Source organism: Nocardia sp. NPDC102475 (genome assembly GCF_055584605.1).
Map to the genome: position 1 here is coordinate 430131 of NZ_JBVJLS010000005.1, position 21935 is coordinate 452065.

Below are 21935 nucleotides of genomic sequence, written 5' to 3' on the forward strand. Positions count from 1 at the left end.
TCCTGATGCGGCGCGAGCTGTCTGCTCGGATAGCTGTGGTCGGCCTGAAGGGTGCGATTTCTGCGGAGCAGTGTGTTGAAGCGAGTTGTCGCGTTCTGATCTATAGCCTCGTTCACGAATGTGACGGTGTCGGACCGGAATGAGGTGTTCGATGCGAGTTGTCCACGCGGGTAAACGAGCGGCGGCGGTGGTCATGTTGTCCACACTCCTGATGCCTATCGCCCCGGCGTATGCAGAAATCCCAGGAACCCTGATTGCGGAGTACCCGCTACCCGACGGTACGCGCGGAATGTCCAATACCGATGGCTCGGTGATCGAGTACTGGATGCGCGGCTCGAACGGGACGACGCAGCCCGCCAGCGGAGCGCTGTACGTCCCGGCCGGTGCCCCGCCGCCGTCCGGGTGGCCGATCATGGCCTATGACCACGGCACCAGTGGACTCGGACCGGGCTGCGGTGGCCAGTCCGATCCACTCGAGCACCCCGCCCAGACGATCGCGGGAGATGAAGACGCGCTGCTCCAGTACCTGGCGTCACAGGGATTCGCCGTGGTCGCACCCGATTACCTCGGCCTCGGCCGCTTCGACACCGGACCGCATCCATACCTGGGGATCGACACCGAGGCGACGGCCACGATCGACCTCGTGCGCGCCGCCCGCACCGCCCACCCGGAACTGTCGCGGACGTGGGCGGTCATGGGCGCATCCCAGGGCGGGCAGGCCGCGCTCGGCACCGGCCACCTGCAGGCCACAGATTCGCCGGACCTGGACTTCCGTGGCACCATCGCGATCGACCCCGAGTCCGATGTGGAGAAGCTGGTACCGCTGTTCGGACCGGGCACTCCCATTCCGTCCGTCATCGCGGACGGTTTCATGGACCTGTTCGTCAGTATCTTGGCCGGGCTGCGCGCTGCCCGGCCCGAGGTGAACGTCGACGAATACCTCACCCTCGAGGGCCGGTCCGTGCTCGACAGTGTCGGCGCGATGTGTACACCCCAGATCATCGACCGCGTCCGCGGCCTCAGCATCGGCGAGTTGCTGGCGAAGCCCCTGTCCGTCGCGCCCATACCCGCTGCCGCCGACGCTTACATGACCGTTCCCGCGAGTGGCTACAACGCCCCGATCCTGTTGTGCGTCAACATCACCGACACCACCGTCCCGTCCCCGCTGCACGGCATCCTCGCCGCCCAACTCGCCGCTCACGGCGTCGACTTCCACAGCGTCCTCGGCACCGGAAAGCACACGCAACTCAGCCCCCAGATGTGGACCGCCATCGAGCAGTTCGTAGCCCGCATTCGATCCGACCCGGCCATCGGTAACCCCTGAGTCCACCCCTGTCCCACCGTAGGCCTGCGCGGACCACTTCGTCGACGCCGCCTCAGCAGTGCCTATCGGCCCACGAGAGTGGGACCAGTGGCCCTGTCCCCGCCACGATGGAGCAAATACGGTCGGTCGACAAAGCCATCCACGCACGAGCCGGCAAGAAGGGTACGAGATGACATCGGTGAGATCGGATAGAGCCACACCCGACGTCGTTGTCGCCGATGCGATCGAGCACCTCCGACACGACTTTCCCGCTGTCGCCGCCGACGTTCTGCACGCCGCCGCCGCCCGCGCGCGACACGATCTCTGCGATGCGCCGACCAGTTGGTTGCCCGAACTCGCCGAGCGGTTGGCGTGGTGGCGGCTCGAAACGGCTTCGGGCGGGTTCCGCCGATGGAGTCCGGTCACTTCCGTGGCAACGCCCCTGTGACGGTCGACAGGTACGCGAGGATCAGCCCCTTTTTCTAGTTCGTGTCATGTGGGGGCGCCACCGCGAAGCCAGTCGGACCAGGGCATGCTCCAGTCGCCGTTCTGCCAGATATCGAGGGGGTCGCCGCCGGTGTTGCGGACCTCGACTACGTCGCCGGGGATGACGAAGTCGTAGAACCATGCGGCGTCGTTGGGGGAGATGTTGAGGCAGCCGTGTGAGACGTTGGTGTTGCCTTGGGCCCACATGGTTGCTGCCAATTCGTGCACGAAGATTCCGTCGTGGCTGATGCGGACCGCATGGTTGATGCTGGTGCGGTAGCCACCGGAGTTGGCGGGCAGGCCGTAGCTGGTGGAGTCCATGATCACCGGGTCGTTTCGGTCCAGCACGGTGTAGATGCCCGGGCGGGTCCAGAACGACATGGCTCTGCCACCGACGACGGTGGTGCCGCCCTTGCCCATCGATGTGGGCATGGTGCGCACCAGGTTTCCGTTGTCGAAGACGTCGATCTGTTTGGTGTCGTCGTCGGCGATCGCGACGTGTGCGGGCCCGATGATTACCGAAACCCGTTGGTCGCGCAGGCCGTAGCGGCCCTGGCCGAGCGCCAGGCCGAAGAGTTCGGCCTCGATCGTGATCCTGGTTCCCGGTGCGTAATAGTGCTCCGGCCGCCAGTGTGCGTTCTGATCGTCGAGCCAGTACCAGGCACCGGTGACGGCCGGCTGGGTGGTGACCTTCAGGTGGCGTTCCACGGCTGCCCGATCGACAGGTTCGTCGAACTGGGCGACGAGCACGAAACCTACTCCGTAGGTGTCGTTTTCGGCCAGCTCGACGAGATTGGCGGAGCGCAGAGAGACATCGATGAGCTGTTGCGGTCGCACCGTGGCGCAGCTCGACGTCGCGGTGACGTCGCCGGATTCGCCATGCGCCACCGCTTTCACGGTGTAGGTGTGTCCATAGCCGAGTGGTTCGGCGCTGGTCCAGGTTCGAAGATCGGGTGCCGATGCGCCCGGCAGTGATCTGCCCGTTTCATCGATCCATTCGACCGACCGCAGCGTCCCGTCGGTGACCGTGGTCGTGCCGGGGCTGCGCGCATCGACATCGTGGGTGCCGGGCGGGGGATCGAATCCGATCGTGGCGGGTTTGGGTGGCGGCGCGGGTTCTCGCACCCACCCGCATCCGGTCAGGGCGAGGCCACCCGCACCGCCGAAACCGATCAGCAACCGACGACGTCCCAATGCCACCGTGCATCTCCCTTCTCCGGGGTGCTGGGCCGACCTCTGTCCGTCAGCATGCGGCAGTTACGCGTCGGCCGTGATACCGACGACCAGGATCTCCACCGATCCGTCGCTCAACCGATACCGTTCCTCGATCGGATCCGGGTTCTCGTAACTCGGTCATCGGCGGTCTGCGAAACCCGGGACGGTCACGGTCCGGTGGCGCGCAACGGTCAGCCGAAAAGCCAGCTCAGGGCCGCACGACGGTGACCAGGCTGATCAATGACCGGTCGGCGGCCGGTGTGCGGCCGATGCCGCGGATGTAGTCGGTGAGGTAGACGCGCTGGCCGGTCCAACCGCGGTCGGTGAACCACTCGGTGACCTCACCGCGGGGGTCGTTGTAGATCAACCGCACCCATTCCGAGCCCGCGTCGTCGTGTTCGGCCATCTCGGCGACGGCCTCGGCGGGCAGCGGATCCATCTGCTCGATCGCGACCCGGCTGCCGGGCGCGCTGAGCGAGACGATGGCGTCGAACAGCTGATCCTGCGCAGCCGACGACAGATAGATCAGCAGACCCTCCAGCAGCCACGCGGTCGGCAGGGCAGGATCGAAACCGCTGTCGCACAACGCTTTCGACCAATCTTCACGCAGGTCCACCGGCACCTCGTGGCGCTCGGCGATCGGTTGGCGACCAGCCTGCGCGAGAGTTTCGCGCTTGAACTCCAGCACCTGCGGCCGGTCCAGTTCGTAGACGACCGTGCCGTCGGGCCACGGCAACCGGTACGCGCGGGCGTCGAGGCCGGCCGCGAGGATGACCACCTGCCGGATGCCAGCGGCCGCGGCCGCGTGGACGTAGTCGTCGAAGTACCGGGTGCGGGCGACCTGATGCTGCTGGAACTGAATGCCGAATTCGGGAGTCAGCAACGGATGGGCAGGCACTCGACCGTCGAGCAGGTCGGCCCACTCCCCGCCCGCGGCCCGCACGAAAAGCTCCGCGAACGGGTCCTCCACCGGCGCGTCGGCCGCGCGGCCGCCCAGCGCGCGAGCCGCCGCGACGAACAACGCCGTAGATCCCACGCTGGTATTGATGTCCCAGGAATCTCCATCGGTGCGCATACTCGCCAACGTAGCGATCGTGGCGAGAGCTCGGTCATTCCAGCGGACCGCGAGTGCCACGTTCACAGCGCTGCCAGCATCCGGCCACGACCACTGATCCTCGACGAACCCGCCACCCAGGTCGTCCGGCGCATTACCGCGAATACCTGAACGACCGTGGCGACAGAGCGATCGCCGTCGTAGTGCTGCCGTCGATCAGCTTCGTGTATGCCTGACGTCACAGCCTGATATACCCCAGGGGGTATATGCTGTAGATGGCTAGAGAGCTACAGCTGCTAGCGGGAACCTTCATCGTGATCAGCGTGGCTCTGGCCGCGGTGTGGTCGACCTGGTGGCTGGTCCTCGCTGGGCTCGTGGGCGCGAATCTGCTGCTGTACGACGTCGCGGGCTGGTGCCCGATGACCCTGCTGTCGCGGCGGCTCGGGCTGCCCGCTACGGCTGGCCGCACCGTGTCCCGGATCAGACCGCCGACCGCAGCTCCGATCGTTGTCGACAGGAAGTATGGGTGATCATGAACCTGGCCATCTCCACCACAGTGCGTACCGACCGGTTCGACGATGCCGTCGAGCAGACTCGTGTCGCTCTGGCCGAACAGGGTTTCGGGGTCTTGACCGAGATCGACATGACCGCGACGCTGAAGGCCAAACTCGGCGATGACATGGAGGACTACCGCATCCTCGGCGCCTGCAATCCGTCGCTGGCCCATGGCGCGGTCGGCGTCGACCGCCGGATCGGATTGCTGTTGCCCTGCAATGTCATTGTCCGTCGCGACCCGGCCGATGACGCCACCGTCATCGTCGAAGCCATGGATCCCGAAGTGATGGTTCAGGTTACGGCCGAATCGGACCTGGAACCGATCGCGGCGGAGGCCGCCACCAAACTCCGGGCCGCCATCGCTGCCCTGGGCGACCGCTGACAACACCGCGGTCGTCAGGATGATCCCCGGGAGCCGACTCTTACCCGCTGAGGAGCAAACCGGTTCGCCTTCAACTCATTTCGAAGACGCAAGTGGGGTCCAGGACCGTCGACGACGTCGGATTCCCTGCGGCGACGCCCGCGCCGGGAGTTGCAGAGCGACGAGGCGGTCATGGTCATCGGCGACTTCTCGGGCCGAGTTCGGGGCAGCGGAAGACGATGCCGACGCGAGCCGAACCGAGCCGTGTGCTGGGTCAATCCGCCTCGCCACGTCCCCGGCGGCTACCCGCGTAAGCGAACTCGCGCAGTTGCCGCACCGCCTTCGGGACCATTTCGACCTCGGCGGGGTGGTTGAGCATCGGGTCGAAGTAGTCGGTCCGGTGCTCGGCACCTTGGGCCAAGCGCAGGGTGATCTCGGCAAGTTTGCGGGTCGGGCCGGTGATGGGGCTGCCGATCAGGTCGAAGTGCACTTCGTGCTCGAGCAGGTACTCTTCGAGTGCGCCGATGGACGCCGTTTTCGGTTGCGCCGCATCGGGTTCGGCGAACACCCAGGTCGGCGTCGAATTGCCGAAGCGGTACGGCGTCAGTCCGCCGTACCTGGCGCGCGCCCAGCCGGTCGCAACGGTGATCACGAACCGGCCGACGATGCTGCGGCCCGTGGTCGCGAGCGCGAAGTCCCACGGATTGTCGTCGCGATCCAGGACGCGGAAGGCAAAGCCGAGCACGTCCGGCACCGGTCCCGGCAGGCCGGTGCCCTTGGACAGGCGGGCGATGACGGCGCGTTCACCGCTGCCGAAGAGGTGCTCGAATTCGTACTCGGCGTGCAACCGGCCCGACAGGTACACCCCGTTGGGATGGAAGACGCGCGCGTGCCGGAGCCGGGCGCCGGCCGCGAATGTGCTTCGCACGACGGTGGCAGGTACATCAACCATGGCGAATCCTCCGGGCTAGACGACGTGTCCTCTCCCGGTTGCCCCGAGCCTCGCGGGATAAACGGCAGGCAACCGTGCGACCGGAGAGCCCGTCCGGAATTCGGGGCCCTGGTCCGTGGTCAAGTGGTGCCGTGCGGCGACGGCGGGCCCGGCAATCGCGCTCGTGGCAGCCTGGAACGCGCACGCAAACCGTCACATGTGGTGGTCGTGCATGCGGGCGGATGGGGGAAGCCGGTGTTCTTCTTCCGAGATCGTTGCCCGTTCGGTCGGCTGATGTATCCATCAGCGCGATTGGTTGTCAATGGGTGGACTCAGGTCCGTGCTCGGGCGCGGCCTGCACTTCGGGCGCGGCGGCGGCCAGCAATGCGTCGCGGTCGCGGCTCAACGGAGGATAGATGCGCCGGGTGTTGATAGCGCGCTTGGTGACTTTAGCCTGCTCGCCGCACGCCACCACCTGGCGATCCCAGCCCTCGGTGTACACCGCGCCTGCCGGTCCCAGATCGAGAACCGTTACATACCAAGGGATCCGCAACGGCTTCACGGGTTTGCCCAGAAGATCGCCGATGACGTTGTATCCGGCCCATCGGCCCATCGGGCGGCTGTGCTGGCAGGACATCACCGACATATGCTCGTCGTCCATTTTTGCGGCGGCGACGTCACCGGCGGCGAATACCCCAGGCACACCGCAGACCCGCAGATAATCGTCGACCGGGAGTCGCCCCAGCCGGTCACGGTCGACCCCGAAGTCTGCGGTCAGCGGATTGGCCCGCATGCCGGCACACCAGACGACGGTGGCGGCGGCCACCACGTCACCCGAGGAGAGCGTCACGCCGCGCTCGTCGATGGCGACGACTCCGACGCCCAACTTGGTCTCGATCCCGGTTTCGGCCAGCGCCGCCTCGATGACCGGTCGCGCCGACGCGCCCATGTCCGAGCCGACGAGCGGGTTGCGGTCGATCAGGACGACCCGCGGTGCGACGGCACGCGTCGCAAAGGCGTCGGCGAGCATCGCGGGCAGCCCGGTCGCCTCTTCGATCCCCGTCAAACCTGCCCCGACGACGACTACTGTCGCGGCCGCCGGATCAGCGGGGCCTCCGGCAAGCCGGCGCAGGTGGGCTTGCAGTCCGGTCGCCGCGTCATGGGTGTCGATGTCGAAACCGAACTCCCGCAGGCCAGGGATATCGGGCTTGACCACCTGGCTGCCCAACGCGAGCACGAGCCGGTCGTAGCTGTGTGCGCCCGCGGTGGATTCCACGACCCGCGCCAGCGCGTCGATCGCCGTCACTTCGCCGAGGATGTGCTTGATTCCGACCGGATCGAGAAGATCGCTCAGTGGGATGCGGGACGTGCTCAGATCGGTCTCATAGTCGCGCACGCGGATGTCGTGGTACGGCGTGGAACTGATCATCGTGACATCGACGGTTCCGACCGCCACACCGAACTCGTCAAGCCGCCGGGCCGCCGCGAGCGCCGCCCACAGACCCGCAAACCCGGACCCGAGAACCATGACACGCGAAGGATCGGTCACCGCAGCGCGCTGCACATCGTGATTCTAATAGTCGGGCAGCCACACTCGCGCCAGCCAGTTCGGGCCAGCCCATCGCCGCGATACAGATGGAGACCATGTAGACCGACGGATAGTTCCTCGAGCCTGTCGGGTTGAGCAAGACGCGCACGATGTTCAGATCTGGACGGCCGTGCCAGACTGTGGCACGCGTGGTAGGTGCGAGTGAACGTTGAGGGTCTTGCCTCAGTCACGCGTGGTGCTGTGGCTGGTCGCGAAGAGAAGGGATCGGGGTGGAAGAGGCGTCGGCGGCAATGCCTGTCGAGTTGGTTCAGGACACGTGGCCGCCGCCGCCTGGATCTTGCTCGTCGAGCACTGTTCGAGCGAGTGTCGTGGACAGGTCGCACTGCTGATCCACGGTCTTCACGGCCGGGTTGTTCTCGGGGATCTGTTGGGTGAGGTTGATCAGCAGCGGCTGTGCCGCTCCGGTGTCGACGGCGAGCATGCAGGCTGTCTTCAGCACGCTGCTGCTCAGGCCGGCGGTCCACTGGCTGCCGACCCGGACCGCGTAGTAGCGGTCCTCGAGAATGAAGCGCTCGAACAATTGGGCGGTGGTCTTCTCGACCGTCATCGCGGTGAGCCCGCTGCCGTCGTCATTGGGGTAGGCGCGTCGCCAAAAGTCCCCGAAAGGCGTTGTCGTTGTGAGGATTGCGACCACGGGGTCGTTGCCGCCCCAGCAGCCATGGCCGGGCTCCATGGGCGTGGGCGGGTTTCTCTGTGGGATGGCGGCGATCTCGCGCATCCGCGGAGTGAAGGCGGTGCACTCGGTGCCGGGGAGAACCGGCTTGCGGTTGGTGAGGAACTGCACGTTGTCGTCGTTGACGGTGTCCGACGGTAGGGTCGAGCCCCGATCGTTGCCCGCTGGGGGTTTGGTGGGCTTGCAATGGTGTGGCGTCGGGTTATGCCGCACCAACGGCCGGTGACGGCGAAACAGCGGGTGAGCCACCGGAAAACGCCGCGCCCCAACGGGAGCAATAACCGCTGGACGTGGGTCGATCCAGGTCTGCTCAACACGGGTCTGCCTGCTTGCGGGGACTACAATTCTGTTGTATGGATGTCAGGCGTCGGGAAGGCGTGGACAGCCTACCGACCACTACCCATAGCTTTGTCGGTCGAGACCGCGAGCTGGAGAAGATCAGCACCCGACTGCTCGGTCCGGCCCGATTGATCACCCTCATCGGCCCGGGTGGGATCGGGAAGACCCGTCTGGCCGTCGAAGCGTTGCGCCGTTACGGTAAGGCCGAATCCAAGAAAACACGAGTGTGCTGGGTGCGATTGGCCCGACTGACGCCAGGTTCGGATACGACCGCGGTGGCAGAAGAAGTCGCCCACGCGGTGATCGAGGCGGATTTCTCCGGGCGATCGGCGTGGGATGCCTTGGTCGACACCCTCATTCGAACCGACTCCGCCGGGCGTGCCCCGCGCAGGGTTCTGGTGCTCGACAACTGCGAGCACGTGGTCTCCGGCGTCGGGCCCCTGATCGCCGACCTCATCGACACGGTACCGGGGCTGACTATCGTGGCCACCAGCCGCGAACCCGTCGGCTGGATCGACGAACACGTGATCACTGTTCCGCCGCTATCGCAGCGAGAGGCCTTGGCCCTGTTTCGGCATCGCGCCGAGCTCACCGAACATCCTGTCACCGGCAACGACCAGAGCGCCACGGCCGCCGAGATCTGCCGCCGCGTCAACAACCATCCCCTCTACATCCAGTTGGCGGCCGCACGCCTGCTTCGCCAACCGTTGGACGCCATCCTGCACGGGCTCACCGGCCACGCTGATGACACTCGTCTGAGCTGGTCGCACGGCCCCCGCGTGGGCACCGATCCCCGCCATCGAGGAGTCGTCGATGTCATCTCCTGGTCCTACGAGCTGTGCAGCGACAAGGAACGTCTGCTCTTCGACCGCATGTCGGTATTCGCCGCCGGCTATGACACCAATCCCGACGACACCACAGAGGCCGCACCGGATGTGGGTGCCGAGCTGGACGCCATCGAGACAATCTGCTGCGACGATGAACCCAGCGACACGCAAGCGACGCTGACCCGGCAGGAGATCGCGGGCGTGCTCGAGCGTCTTGTCGATCAGTCGTTGGTCACGACGCACCGGGCGGCTACCGCGGTGCGGTATTCCCTGGTGGAGAGCCTGCGGGTGTTCGCCCAGCAGCGACTGCGCCAGCGCTGCACTGACGCGGTGGACGAACCCGCCCGGCTGGCCCAGCGGCACTGCCGCTACTACCACGACAAGATCGCCTACGCCGCGGCCAACTGGTTCAGTCCCGAAGGGCAGGCCCTGGTGGACTGGGCCCGGACGGTCTGGGCCAACACCCTCACCGCGATCGAAACCAGCATCACCACCCCGGGCCGAGCCGGAGACGGTCTGGAGATCTGTCTCGGGCTGATCACCCTGCAGGTGTGCTTTACCAGCGGCTCGGTACGAGAAATACGCCAATGGACCCTGCGCTGCCTCGACGCCACCCGGTCAGCGACCCCGCAACCCATTGAACTCCAGATCGGGGCCATGGCCACCATCGCATGGCTCGCCACGCTCCAAGGCACCATCGAGGATGCCGAACAGATTCTCGAGGACTGCGTCGCCGCCTGCATCCCGGACCCAGACACCAGGCGGAACTGGCGAGATACCGCCGAGACCGACATCGGCCTGCCTGCTCCAGTCGAATTCGCGTGGGGGGCGGAGCTGATATTCGCGCGCCGTGACGCCCGCGCCATCACCGTCCTGAGCCGATCCCGGGATAAATTCGAAGCCTACGGCGACCACGGCGCTGCCTCAATGAACGAGCTGTTCGCTGCGCTGGCCGCGGGCCTGCTGGGAACCGCGCAGCAAGCCCATGAGATCACGCAGCGCTACCTCGATCGCGCGACCGTCTCCGGAATTCCATGGGAAAAGGCTTGCGCCGAACTCACCAGGTCGGCCGCCTTGACCCGACACGGCAACCCCACCGAAGCACTGGCCCTCGAACGATCCTCGCTGGCATATCATCTCGCCACCAACGAGCAATGGGCCGCGGTGTGGTTGGTGCAGTACCGGACCTGGTCATTGGCGCACATCATCACCGACTCGATCGTCGCCGGAAAACCCGACCGCGAGAAGCTGGTCGCCCTGGCCACCGAAATCGCCCATTTGGCCGGCGGCACCGCGACCCTACGAGCCAAGCTCGGCATCGATATCAAGGCGTCGGGCCCGCTGCTGGACGAATCCGAAAAAGCTATCGCTGTCGCCCGCCGAGTGCTGGGGCCCGACGCCTTCGCCGCGGCAGAATCCCGAGGCATGCGTCTGCGCCCGGAACGAAACGAAGTGCAACGGCTGGCACTGGGCACACTGACCACCGAGACTTCAGCGGACGAGGCCCCCGCCTCGCACTGGGACGAACTGTCCTGCACCGAACAACAGGTTGCGATCCTGGCCGCGGCCGGGTGGACCAACACCGCCATCGCCACCCGCCGTGGCAAATCGTGCCGAACTGTCGACACCCAGATCTCGGCGGTTTTCAATAAACTGGATATCGCTTCACGTGCAGAGATAATCGCGCACATTCCAAAGGAATTCGCCGAGCGGGTCCAAGGCGAAACCACCCGACGACCGCGCTGACCAGTAGAACTGTCACTGCATGATGCCTGCCCGCAATCGCCAGCCTCGGTAGACCCCTCTGACCAGTGCAAACGACGACTCTCAGCCTCATCCTGCACGGCCAGATTCCCGGCCGCGCGGTGATCATCTTCTCCGGCCGCCGACACCACCGGATCCCGACTTGCGTAGGTAGCAGCATCGGTATGTCTTCGGTATGTCACGGATGTGGGGTGGTTGTCACTGACGCATGGTGGTCGTCGTGCAGGAATTCGGCGCAGAGCTTTACAGCGGAGCAGCCGGATCGCAGCCGAGCTCGACCGTTACGTCGAGTCAACAGTGAACGGGTACGTGCGCACATGCCGCACAGCGATAACAGATCCATCCGGCGCACCGAGACACAATCTCCGGTGACCGGGCCGACTCCGACCGGAACCGAATCACCCATGACCTCTGCTCTATTGCCTCTTGCATACGGATATCTGCGCGACGATTTACTCGGTGCCAGCGACTCGGATTCGAGTGAAGACCGGCTGCGGAACACCGCCAGGTCGCTCGGCTACGAGCTGGCTACGGTATTCCATGAACCCTCACCCCAGATCGGGACGCTGCCCCCAGCATTCGTCGACCTCGTCCAGGAATGCCGGCGAGCCGCAGCCCACGTGGTGATAACCCCGCGTGGGCACATGTCAGAAATGGCCGTATGCCGGATGGTGCTGCTGGCGGTTCTCGATGTGCGCGCCGGCGCCGCAGTGCACGAAGTCGAGGTCTGAACCACTGCGGTCGCGCCACCGCAGCGGCGCTCGACCCAGGTGGTTGTGGTGCGCGACCCTGGCCTTCGCGGCCATCCGCGACCCCGATCACTGACGGCAGCTGGCCCCGCGAGGCGGAGGCGTTTGAGCAACAACTAGCCACGAAATCGACCACCACCACGACGAACAACCGTGACCCGTGTCGCGATCACGGCCGCCATCGCGAACTACACCTTCACCGTCGACGAGGGCGCCTACCTTTACTACGCCGGCCCGGTGAAGGTGACTGCGGATGGTATGAGCTGACGCCTGGCGATCCAAAATGCGGCGGTATGTTCCTGGAATGGCCCCAACGACACCAATTCAGACCGGGGATGCGGACGCTGAACACCCCGGCGCACCTGGACACGCAGAGTACCGGCGGTCAACCGGGTCGGCGCGCGGTGAGGCCAGGCGTCAGGAACTTCTCGATAGTGTCGCCGACGACCTCGCGACCAATGGCCTGGTGGACTTCTCGCTTCGGCGGGCCGCACGGGCGGCCGGTGCCACACACAAAGTGCTTCTCTATTATTTCGACGGCGCCGACGACCTGCTGGTGCAAGCGATCGTCCGGTTGCGCGAGAGGCGTATCGGCAACGCGTTTGCCGCGGTCGGCCGAGACCGCGAGACGTTGTCGGATCGAGTGCGCGCGCTCTGGCCGATCCTGACCGGTGCCGAATCGGGCCTGCGAGTGCTCGACCAAGCCATCGGATTGGCGATGTACAACCCGCAACGGCACGCGGAACTTGGCCGCGAGGCGTCGAAACAGTATCTGCCGATGCTGCTTTCGATCTGTCCACAGGAATGGTCGGACCAGCGCAGACGCGAGGTCGCCGAGATGATCCTGGCAACCCTGCGAGGCTTCCTTGTCGACTGGCTGACCAGCGGGCAGACCGCAGGAGTCGACGCCGGCTTCGAAGGATTGATCCGCGCTTTGGACCGGGAAGCGGCAGCATCCGAATAGTCCGGACGCGTGACTTCATGGGCCGTTGACTCTGAAGTGAACCACATGGTTCACTTCAGTGGCGGGGGAGGCTCCGCATACATCGAGAGGGCGGTCACAGATGTCCATCCAACGGGAGAAACAACGCTTTGCCAGCGGCGACACCGAGTGTGCTGCCTGGCACTACCCAGGAACCAACGGCGGCTGTGTGGTCATGGCAGGCGCCATCGGAGCGACCAAGGAACCCGCGACAGATATGTTCGCGAAACGGTTCAACGAGGCCGGATTCACCGTGCTCGCCTTCGACTATCGCCACCTCGGCGAAAGCGGAGGGCAGCCGCGACAGGTCGTTCGCATTGGAGAGCAGCTGGCCGATTGGCAGGCCGCAATCGAATTCGCCGCCGGCCTACCGGAGGTCGATTCGGGCAGGGTAGCAATCTGGGGCCATTCACTATCCGGCGGTCACATCCTCCACCTTGCCGCGCATCACCCTGATGTAGCGGCGGCGATCGCCCAATCGCCCCACGTAGACGGACAGGCGATCTCACGCAACGCGTCTCGCCATCAGCGGCCATTCGCTCTGTTGCGCTTCACCGGCCGCGCCATTCTGGACGCCATCGGTGCGCTTATCGGCCTGCGACCGCGCCTGGTGCCGCTTGTCGGGGAACCAGGGGTGGTCGCCGCCCTCACGACGCCGGACGCCGGCGACATGCCACGGGCACTCAATCCCGACAATATATATCCAGACTGGGAGCAGGCTATTGCCGCGCGCTCCGCCCTTCGCACCGGGTTCTACGGGCCAGGCCGATACGCGTCCCGGGTGAGCTGCCCGTTGCTGGTCATCGTTTGTGACCAAGACCAATCCGCACTCACCGAACCTGCTGTCCGCGTGGCCGATCGAGCGCCGGATGCGGAATTGGTACGCCTGCCTGGTGGGCACTACGCGACCTACTTGGCCGCGCATGAGCAAGCCGTTGACGCGGAGTTGTCCTTCCTGCGCCGGCGGATACTTGATCCCGCGCCGACATCGGAAACTATGGTCGGCCCAGCAGACGGCGCTGTCTCGCGCTGACTTTCTGCGAGCGACCAAGGGCCTGCCCGTAGGCGACCGTGATCCCTACGGCATGTGGCTTGTCGTGGAGGCGCGCCGGAGTTCCTTGCGCTCGTAGTAGCGGGTGACCGTGCCGCCGAGGAGCGGGCCGAGGACGATGACGCCACCGAACCCGCGCCCCGGCGCCCGACACAACCACGGCAGGACGCCAAACCGCAGCCATGGTCAGTAAGCGAACACGCCTATTTCACACCCAATCCACGCCGACGGCAGAACTCTCACCCGCAATCTTCGCGCGGTGACACTGGTCAGGATCTGACGAAGTCGGCCGTCCGACTGACCCTCCCGGCCTTCGGTATCGGCCGCGCCGATTTCCCGGCGTTCAATTCCAGCAGGTCGCAGTCGCGGCCACCGGATGATTCCGCTGGAAGGAAACGACAATGACCGAGTATGTGACGCTCGAACACGGACAGCTCGCTTGCGATGTGGTCGGCGACGGACCGCTCGTGGTGCTGTCGCACGGCATGGGCACCGTGCGGCACGACTTCCGCCACCTCGTCGGCCCCTTGGCCGACGCGGGCTACCGGGTGGTCAACGTGGACATGCGCGGGCACGGCGAATCGAGCCTCGACTGGCCGTCGGTGACCGGAAAAGCCGCCATCAGCCGCACTGATGTAGCGGAGGACCTGCTGGGCGTCATCCGGCACTTCGGCGGCCCGGCGGTGATCGTCGGGCACTCGCTGTCGGGCGGCTCGGCAACGATCGCCGCGGCGCAGGCTCCGGAGTTGGTGACCGCGATCGTCGAGATCCAACCCTTCACCCTCACTCAGAGCGTGCATGTCGGTGCCCTGCTCACCAGCCGCAGATACCGCCGCGGCGCGGTGCGTCTCACCCTCACCACGATGATGAAGTCGCTGCCCTGGTGGCGGCGGTACCTCGACATCGCCTATCCGACCAAGCCTGCCGACTACGACCGCTATATGGCCGGTCTCGAGGATATCCTGCGGCAGCCCGGCCGCTGGGCGGAGTTCATGAAGACCGCACAGACCACCCCCGCGGACGCACACGCCCGGTTGGCGGACGTCCGCTGCCCGGCGCTGGTGATCATGGGTTCGGCGGATCCGGATTTCGCCGATCCCGAGGCCGAGGCGAACACGATCGTGGCCGCCATGCCGGACGGTTCGGGCAGGGTGGTGATGGTCGAGGACGGTGGACACTATCCGCACGCTCAGTTCCCGGATCGTGTTGCCGCAGTAATCATCCCGTTCCTCGATGAGCACGCGGTGCGCGGCACGAGCGCCGGGGCCGAGCGCGTCCGCTGATGGGGACGCCCGGACGGGCCTCCCGATCGTCGTTCGATGCAGCGATACCTCCGCTGCGGGCGGCGATGCGGGAGCCCGGCGGCCGTCACGGTCACACACTGATCGTGGCGGCCACATGTCCCGGCTGCGATGATGGGGGAATGCCCGCACCGCGCACCATCGTTTTCGTCGCCTACGAGGGCATGCAGTTGGTCGAATTGGCCGGGCCGATGGATGTTTTCGGATTCGTCAACGCGATCACCGGGAAAACGCTGTATCGGCTCGTGACCGCCTCGCCGCAGGGCCGGTCGATCAAGGCCGACGGTGGTCTGACCATCGCGGTCGAACACTCGCTGCATGACCTGGCCGCCTCCGCTGACGAGATCGACACCCTGATGGTCGTCGGCGGCTGGGTCTCCGGGCCGGTGTCCGCAGAGGTGGTCCGCGAATTACCCGCCCTGGCCCGCAAATCCCGCCGAGTGACCTCGGTGTGCTCCGGCGCGCTGCTGCTCGCCGCCGCCGGCCTGCTCGACGGCTACCGAGCCACCACCCACTGGGGTACGACCGATCGACTGGCCCGCACCTACCCTCGCGTCATCGTCGATCCCGACCGCATCTACGTCCACGATCGCAACCGCTGGACCTCCGCGGGCGTCGCGGCCGGGATCGACCTCGCCCTGGCCCTGGTCGAGGACGATCACGGCCGCGAAATGGCCCAGCAGATCGCCCGCGCCTTCGTCGTCTTCACCCGCCGCTCCGGCGGCCAAGCCCAATTCAGCGCCCAACTTCGCGCCCAGCCCGCCCGTACCCCTGCCATCCGCGCCGTCCAACAGTGGCTCCCCGACCACCTCGACGGCGACCTGGAAGTCTCCGCTCTGGCTCAGCGCGCCGGCATGAGCGAACGACATTTCGCCCGCGCCTTCCGCGTCGAAACCGGAACCACCCCGGCCGCATTCGTAGAAGACCTCCGGATTGAAGCGGCTCGCCGCCTCCTGGAATCCACTGAACTCACCATCACCGCCATCGCCCGCGCGGTCGGCTACCGCCACGGCGAAACCCTCCACCGAGTCTTCACCCGCCGACTCTGCACCACCCCTGACCGCTACCGCCAGCACTTCGCCACCGGCGCAAGCCCCGCCGAAGACCACCCCCTGAGCCCGATGCACAACAGCTGATCCTTCGGCGACCCATCACACTCCTCGTCGAGTTGTCCCAGCCCCGAGTCGCGGACACGTCTCAACTTCCCACCACCGCAAACACCGAGCCGTTCGGCTGCGGAGAACATCTCGTCGGGCCACAGCAGCGACGCAGCACGGATCACACCGTCACACGCCCCCGCGCATCGGTGCCCCGTTGGCTGGCGGACTCGTCGGGACATGTCGTCACGCTATGGCTATGGCTTGTTGCGGACGGGTTGAACTTGCTATGCCCATGATCGCTGAGCTCGAACTCGGGAATCTGCTTGGTGATCAGATCGGCCGCTCTCGCCTGGTTGCCCTATCCGTCAGGACCGGCCACGGATTGCAGCGGTGCTGCCGATGGTGTTTGTCGGTGTGGCGGAGGTTGTTTCGTGGCGACGCGGGTGTTCGCGGATGAGGAGTTGGCGCGTCTGCGGGAGTTTCCGGAGATCGGTCGCGAGGAGCTGTTCCGGTTCTCCACGCTGACCCCGGCGGATGCGGCGTTCGTGGATCAGGGGCGGGGGCGTGGTCCGGCGGATCGGTTGGGGATGGCGGTGGCGTTGTGCACGTTGCCGTGGTTGGGCTTCGTGCCGGACAGGGAGTCGGGGGCTCCGCCGGTGGCTGTGGCTCGGCTGGCCGAGCAGTTGGGAGTCGACGCAGGCGTGATCGGTTCGTATGGGAGGCGCGCGCAGACGCGCACCGATCATCTGCGGTTGGTGGCCCAGTATCCAGGAAGCCCGGGCTTCTGCCATTTAAAAATGGCGTCTGCATAAACAGGCGCCGAAACAGGCGCGAGGCAGAGTCCTCATCCGTGAGGCAGAGGAAGAAATCGGGATCAGCATCAAGCCCGAAGACGTCCAGTTCGCTCACATCATGCACAACTCGTCATCCGGTGGCCGGATGGCTTTCTTCTTCACTGTGCGGAGCTGGCAGGGGGAACCTGAAAATCGCGAGCCCGAGAAATGCACTGAGCTGCAATGGTTCTCAACCAATGAACTGCCCGACCACATGATCGACTACTGCCACGTGGCCATGGGGCATATCTGGTTGCGGCGGTTCGGTGCGGTCTCTGCGCCCCGGCAACAGGTCGCCAATATTGACATCTTGGTAATTGTAAGACAACATGTGGTCATGTCGCCTTCAGTCGCCATCGTCACTGGTGCCAGTCGCGGATTAGGCAGGGCCACAGCCCTCGCTCTCGCTGAGTCAGGGGTACAGACCGTTCTCGCGGCGCGCGGCGCTGACGAACTCCGGTCGCTGACGGAAGAGATCAGCGCACTCGGGGCGAAATCTCTAGCGTGCGTTACCGATATCTCGGACGAGTCCGCCGTTGATCATCTCTTCGCCACCTGCCTGAACGAGTTCGGCCGACTCGACATCCTGATCAACAACGCTGGCGTTGCGTTGCAGCGGAATCTCGTCGATCTGAGCGACTCGGACTGGCAACGCGTCTTCGACATCAATGTCCGCGGAATGTTTCACTGTTCACGTGCTGCGGCAAGACATTTCGCATCGGTCGGCGCTGGGCGGGCAGTGAATGTGGCCTCCGTGTTCGGCCTCGTCGGCCGACCGGGATACACATCCTATTGCGCCTCCAAGGGGGCGGTGATCAACTTCACGCGCGCCGCCGCCGCCGAATGGGCACGCTTCGGCGCGCAGATCAACGCGGTCGCACCCGGCTACATCGCCACCGACATCAATGCCGAGTTGCGTGGAAACGCCGAGGCCATGAAGAAGGTGCTGCGCCGTATTCCCGCCCACCGAATGGGCGAGCCCGACGAAATTGCCAACGTGGTCCGGTACTTGGCGCTGGATGCCCCGACTTTCCTCACCGGACAGACCATCGTCGTCGATGGCGGCGAGACCAGCGTTTAGGAGATGTTATGCGTGAAGCAGTCATATGCGAGCCCCTCAGGACACCGGTCGGCCGCTACGGTGGCATCTTCAAGGATGTCCCGGTGGCCGAGCTCGCATCCACCGTCATCAGAGGACTTGTCGACCGGACTGGTATCGCTTCGGTGGACGTCGACGATGTAATTTTCGGGCAGGGCTACCCGAATGGTGAAGCGGCTGCACTCGGCCGGATCGCTGCGTTGGATGCAGGATTGGACATCACGGTCCCAGGGCTTCAGGTCGACCGTAGGTGCGGATCAGGCTTGCAGGCTGTGATCTACGCTTGCATGCAGGTCGCAAGCGGCGGGTCGGACTTGGTCCTCGCCGGCGGCGCTGAGAGTATGAGCCAGACCGAGTTGTACCTGGCGGACGCTCGGTGGAATCAGGGCGGCACTCCTGTCGTGAAGGACAGGCTCGCCGAGCCTCGCAAGAACTCCGGGGGTAAACGATTCCCTGTACCGGGCGGAATGATAGAAACCGCGGAGAATCTCCGGCGCGACCATGGAATCAGCCGCACCGAGCAGGACGAGTGGGCGCTGCGCTCGCACCGCCGTGCGGTACGAGCGATCGAACAGGGGCTATTCGACGACGAGATCGTCCCGGTTAGCCTCCCGGACACGCGGAGGGCTCCGGAGCGGGTGATCATCCGCGACGAGCATCCGCGGCAGGACGTCTCGATGGACAAGCTGGCCGCGTTGACTCCCATGCTCAGGTCTGTCGATCCCGAAGCAACTGTCACCGCGGGCAATTCAAGCGGCCAGAACGATGCAGCCGCAGTGGCGATCGTAACAACGCCAGGACGGGCCGATGCCCTCGGTCTGCGCCCTTACGGCAGGCTGGTCAGCTGGTCGCTGGCCGGGGTGGAACCGTCACGAATGGGTATCGGACCCGTCCCGGCGACGTATGCGGCACTCATGCGTGCAGGGTTGCAGTGGTCCGACATCGACCTCGTCGAACTGAACGAGGCGTTCGCGGCTCAGGTATTGGCGTGCTTCCGCGAATGGAAATTCGCCGAAGCGGACCTCGACAGGGTCAACGTGAATGGTTCAGGTATCTCTCTCGGGCACCCGATCGGTGCCACGGGAGGACGAATTATGGCGAATCTGCTCCGGGAGATGCAGCGTCGGCAAGCGCGCTACGGGATCGAGACAATGTGCATCGGCGGCGGCCAGGGTCTGGCAGCTGTGTTCGAGCGGATATGAATGCGCATAGGTCGATGAAGAGGCGATTCGGGGAGCGTTCCGATGGCGAATCCCTCCCCGAATCGTTGCCCGTCGAACTCAGGATTCGGTCTCGGGGTAGTCACGACTGCGCTGACGCACATACGTCAGGTGTTCGCGCATTGCTTCAGCAGCCGCTCGTTCGTCACGATCCTCGATCGCCTTGATGATCTTCGTGTGTTGACGGATCGTCTCATGACCCACCTCTGGTGTGAGTTCGAGGTAACTGACAGGCGCTGTGCACGCGTGCAGTGCCTGCACGAAGGCCACGAGCAGACGGTTCTCCGTGGACTCCGCGATGATTCGGTGGAATTCCTGATCGAGTACCGAGACCTGGGGGTCGAACAGGTCGATTGTTTTCTGCCTCGAGACGACCGCACGTGCGGCGGCGACCTGCTCGTCGGTGCGGTTGCGCGCCGCGAGGCGGGCGCAGGGAACCTCGATGATCTCTCGGGCTTCGCTTACTTCCTCGATGTTGAGGGATCCGAGCTGCAGCACGTGCGACATGGCGTCCTGGAGCATCCGGCCCAGCGCCTTGCTGTCGACCTCACGGACGAAGGACCCACCGCTCACGCCGGGGATCTTGCGAACCAGTCCAGCGGCTACCAGCGATCCAAGTGCCTCTCGGACCGTCGGCCGGCTGACACCGAACATGTCGGCCAGCGCGTTCTCCGACGGCAACTTCTCTCCCTGCGCGAACCGTCCATCCAATATGGCGTCCGTGATCTGCTTCTGCACTTGTTCACGCGGCCTGAGCACCTGCTGCGCAACGAACGGCCCAGCCCCTAGCTCTGTCATTGATCCATCCCCTCACACGCTATAGCCATTTGATACAAGCTTAACAGTCGATAAATTGCCTGACTGTTAGCAGTTGGGAAATTAGTCGGGTGTCACGGTGTGCGTGACCCCCGAACTCCTTGTCAGAGTTGGTACTCCTTCAGCAAGCTCCGACCGATGATGAGCTTCTGGATATCGGACGTACCCTCCCCGATGAGCATGAAGGCTGCCTCACGGTAGAGGCGCTCGATCTCGTACTCCTTCGAATAGCCATATCCACCATGGATCCGGAACGCATTCTCGACCACCTCGTTGCAGTACTCGGATGCCAGCATCTTGGCCATCCCAGCCTCGACGTCATTGCGTTTCCCCGAATCCTTCAGGCGAGCCGCGCGAACGACCATCGAATGTGCGGCCTCGACCTTTGTGGCCATCTCCGCCAAGCGAAACAGGATCGCTTGGTGCTGGGCGATCGGTTTACCGAAGGTCTCCCGTTGCTGAGCGTAGGCAATGGCGAGCTCGAACGCCCGATTAGCGATGCCCACCGCGCGGGCACCCACGTTGACCCGGCCGACCTCGACGCCGTCCATCATCTGGTAGAAGCCCTTGCCGGGTACGCCGCCCAGGATCTGATCGCTCGACGAACGATGCTGGTCGAGAAGCATCTCTGTGGTGTCGATGCCCTTGTAGCCCATCTTGTCGATCTTGCCGGGGATCGTGACGCCGTTGGCTGTCTCGCCGAACCCAGGCTCCTTCTCGACCAGGAAGGTCGTCATGTTCCGGTAGACCGACTCGGAGCCCTCATCGGTCTTGGTCAGAACCGCAACGAGATTCGAGGATGCACCGTTGGTCAGCCACATCTTCTGGCCGGTGATCGAGTACGAACCATCGTCCTGCCTGGTCGCCTTCGTCGTGATCGCCGCGACATCCGAGCCGAGCGCAGGTTCACTCATGCTGAACGCACCACGTACCTCTCCCGTCGCCATCCGCGGCAGGTACTTACGCTTCTGCTCCTCGGTTCCATGCTGCATCAGCATGTAGGCGACGATGAAGTGGGTATTGATCACACCGGATACACTCATCCAGCCTCGGGCGATCTCCTCGACCACCAATGCGTAGGTCAGCAGCGACTCACCGATTCCCCCGTACTCTTCTGGGATCATCAGACCGAATACGCCGAGTTCCTTCAGACCGTCAACGATCGCGGTGGGGTATTCGTCTCGGTGTTCGAGTTCGGTGGCAACCGGAAGGATCTCCTTCTCCACGAACTTCCGGACGACTTCGAGGATCTGTTGTTGGTCCTCGGTAAGACCTTCTGTTGTGATGAGTCGATTCATGGCGTTCCCTAAGTTCGTTGTTGTCTGGGGTTGGTGCCCTGGATGCCCAGAGCGGTGGGGTGTAGCTGATGGCTTTCTGCCTCGGTCGAGGCTCCGAAGGACTTGCTGCCCCACCGCGCTGGACGCTCCGGCTGCTGATTGAGAGCTTGTTGCGGTCGTCGCTGGTTAGGGATCTGACGGCGGGGTTGTCCACGGGCGGAAACTTCGAGGTCAGGAGCATGTGGGTGACGACTCGCCCTCAGATCTGGGTCGGGATCGATGTCGGCAAGCACGTGCATCACGCGTGCGCGGTCGACAACAACGGAAAGACGGTGTTCAGCCAGAAATTCGGCAACGACCAGGCCGCGATCGAGACGTTGATCGCCCGCG

Annotated in this window: 20 protein-coding genes and 1 pseudogene; 14 read left to right on the forward strand and 7 right to left on the reverse strand. The window is 64.9% G+C overall.

The genetic code is table 11. The features are described from left to right. Positions 1-151 precede the first annotated feature (151 nt). Entirely contained in the window at positions 152-1324 is a 1173-nt protein-coding gene (locus ACZ60G_RS12530) for an alpha/beta hydrolase family protein (protein WP_465809827.1), read from the forward strand. A gap of 178 nt (positions 1325-1502) precedes the next feature. Beyond that, positions 1503-1751 (forward strand): hypothetical protein, encoded by a 249-nt coding sequence (locus tag ACZ60G_RS12535; RefSeq protein ID WP_465809829.1) that lies wholly within the window; start codon positions 1503-1505, stop codon positions 1749-1751. A gap of 44 nt (positions 1752-1795) precedes the next feature. Here the strand turns inward: ACZ60G_RS12535 and ACZ60G_RS12540 are convergent, their stop codons facing one another. Both ACZ60G_RS12540 and ACZ60G_RS12545 read right to left on the reverse strand, forming a co-directional pair. Continuing rightward, positions 1796-2989, reverse strand: coding sequence for a L,D-transpeptidase (locus tag ACZ60G_RS12540; protein WP_465809831.1), 1194 nt, complete (start codon positions 2987-2989; stop codon positions 1796-1798). Between the two features lie 223 nt (positions 2990-3212). Continuing rightward, positions 3213-4079: an SAM-dependent methyltransferase gene (locus ACZ60G_RS12545; RefSeq protein WP_465809832.1), complete on the reverse strand. Its 867-nt coding sequence runs from the start codon at positions 4077-4079 to the stop codon at positions 3213-3215. Positions 4080-4333: 254 nt separating this feature from the next. Between ACZ60G_RS12545 and ACZ60G_RS12550 the strand changes: the two genes are divergently transcribed. After that, the gene (locus tag ACZ60G_RS12550) at positions 4334-4588 is read left to right on the forward strand and encodes a YgaP family membrane protein (RefSeq protein WP_465809834.1); all 255 of its coding nucleotides are present in this window, start codon (positions 4334-4336) and stop codon (positions 4586-4588) included. 2 nt (positions 4589-4590) lie between these two features. Next, positions 4591-4995, forward strand: coding sequence for a DUF302 domain-containing protein (locus ACZ60G_RS12555; protein WP_465809883.1), 405 nt, complete (start codon positions 4591-4593; stop codon positions 4993-4995). A 253-nt stretch (positions 4996-5248) separates the two neighbouring features. Here the strand turns inward: ACZ60G_RS12555 and ACZ60G_RS12560 are convergent, their stop codons facing one another. From ACZ60G_RS12560 to ACZ60G_RS12570, 3 genes are all read right to left on the reverse strand, one after another. Continuing rightward, positions 5249-5926 carry a phosphodiesterase gene (locus ACZ60G_RS12560; protein WP_465809836.1) on the reverse strand — a complete coding sequence of 226 codons (678 nt, stop codon included), beginning with the start codon at positions 5924-5926 and terminating at the stop codon, positions 5249-5251. Positions 5927-6224: 298 nt separating this feature from the next. Then, positions 6225-7433, reverse strand: coding sequence for an NAD(P)/FAD-dependent oxidoreductase (locus ACZ60G_RS12565; RefSeq protein ID WP_465809885.1), 1209 nt, complete (start codon positions 7431-7433; stop codon positions 6225-6227). A 328-nt stretch (positions 7434-7761) separates the two neighbouring features. Next, positions 7762-8232 carry a hypothetical protein gene (locus ACZ60G_RS12570; RefSeq protein WP_465809838.1) on the reverse strand — a complete coding sequence of 157 codons (471 nt, stop codon included), beginning with the start codon at positions 8230-8232 and terminating at the stop codon, positions 7762-7764. Positions 8233-8540: 308 nt separating this feature from the next. Between ACZ60G_RS12570 and ACZ60G_RS12575 the strand changes: the two genes are divergently transcribed. From ACZ60G_RS12575 to ACZ60G_RS12615, 9 genes and pseudogenes are all read left to right on the forward strand, one after another. Further along, positions 8541-11099, forward strand: coding sequence for an AAA family ATPase (locus tag ACZ60G_RS12575; protein WP_465809839.1), 2559 nt, complete (start codon positions 8541-8543; stop codon positions 11097-11099). A 422-nt stretch (positions 11100-11521) separates the two neighbouring features. Further along, on the forward strand, positions 11522-11848 hold the full coding sequence (locus tag ACZ60G_RS12580; protein ID WP_465809841.1) for a hypothetical protein: 327 nt from the start codon (positions 11522-11524) through the stop codon (positions 11846-11848). A 535-nt stretch (positions 11849-12383) separates the two neighbouring features. Next, positions 12384-12830, forward strand: a complete 447-nt coding sequence (locus ACZ60G_RS12585) for a TetR/AcrR family transcriptional regulator (protein WP_465809843.1) — start codon at positions 12384-12386, stop codon at positions 12828-12830. A 100-nt stretch (positions 12831-12930) separates the two neighbouring features. Continuing rightward, positions 12931-13881, forward strand: coding sequence for an alpha/beta hydrolase (locus ACZ60G_RS12590; protein ID WP_465809845.1), 951 nt, complete (start codon positions 12931-12933; stop codon positions 13879-13881). Between the two features lie 419 nt (positions 13882-14300). After that, complete coding sequence (locus ACZ60G_RS12595; RefSeq protein WP_465809847.1) at positions 14301-15182, forward strand: alpha/beta fold hydrolase; 882 nt, start codon at positions 14301-14303, stop codon at positions 15180-15182. Between the two features lie 140 nt (positions 15183-15322). Further along, positions 15323-16336 (forward strand): GlxA family transcriptional regulator, encoded by a 1014-nt coding sequence (locus ACZ60G_RS12600; RefSeq protein ID WP_465809849.1) that lies wholly within the window; start codon positions 15323-15325, stop codon positions 16334-16336. A 395-nt stretch (positions 16337-16731) separates the two neighbouring features. Then, positions 16732-17073 (forward strand): annotated as a pseudogene (locus ACZ60G_RS12605) (DUF4158 domain-containing protein); the annotation flags it as partial. 73 nt (positions 17074-17146) lie between these two features. Beyond that, the gene (locus ACZ60G_RS12610; protein WP_465809887.1) at positions 17147-18214 is read left to right on the forward strand and encodes a glucose 1-dehydrogenase; all 1068 of its coding nucleotides are present in this window, start codon (positions 17147-17149) and stop codon (positions 18212-18214) included. Positions 18215-18222: 8 nt separating this feature from the next. Next, positions 18223-19434 carry an acetyl-CoA C-acetyltransferase gene (locus ACZ60G_RS12615; RefSeq protein WP_465809851.1) on the forward strand — a complete coding sequence of 404 codons (1212 nt, stop codon included), beginning with the start codon at positions 18223-18225 and terminating at the stop codon, positions 19432-19434. A 78-nt stretch (positions 19435-19512) separates the two neighbouring features. Here the strand turns inward: ACZ60G_RS12615 and ACZ60G_RS12620 are convergent, their stop codons facing one another. Then, a complete protein-coding gene (locus tag ACZ60G_RS12620; RefSeq protein ID WP_465809853.1) occupies positions 19513-20250 on the reverse strand; it encodes a FadR/GntR family transcriptional regulator in 738 nt (245 codons plus the stop codon). A 122-nt stretch (positions 20251-20372) separates the two neighbouring features. Beyond that, positions 20373-21566 carry an acyl-CoA dehydrogenase family protein gene (locus tag ACZ60G_RS12625; RefSeq protein ID WP_465809889.1) on the reverse strand — a complete coding sequence of 398 codons (1194 nt, stop codon included), beginning with the start codon at positions 21564-21566 and terminating at the stop codon, positions 20373-20375. 218 nt (positions 21567-21784) lie between these two features. On the opposite strand from ACZ60G_RS12625, the gene ACZ60G_RS12630 reads away from it, so the two are divergent. Continuing rightward, the coding region (locus ACZ60G_RS12630; protein ID WP_465809891.1) for an IS110 family transposase at positions 21785-21935 on the forward strand (151 nt) is incomplete at its 3' end.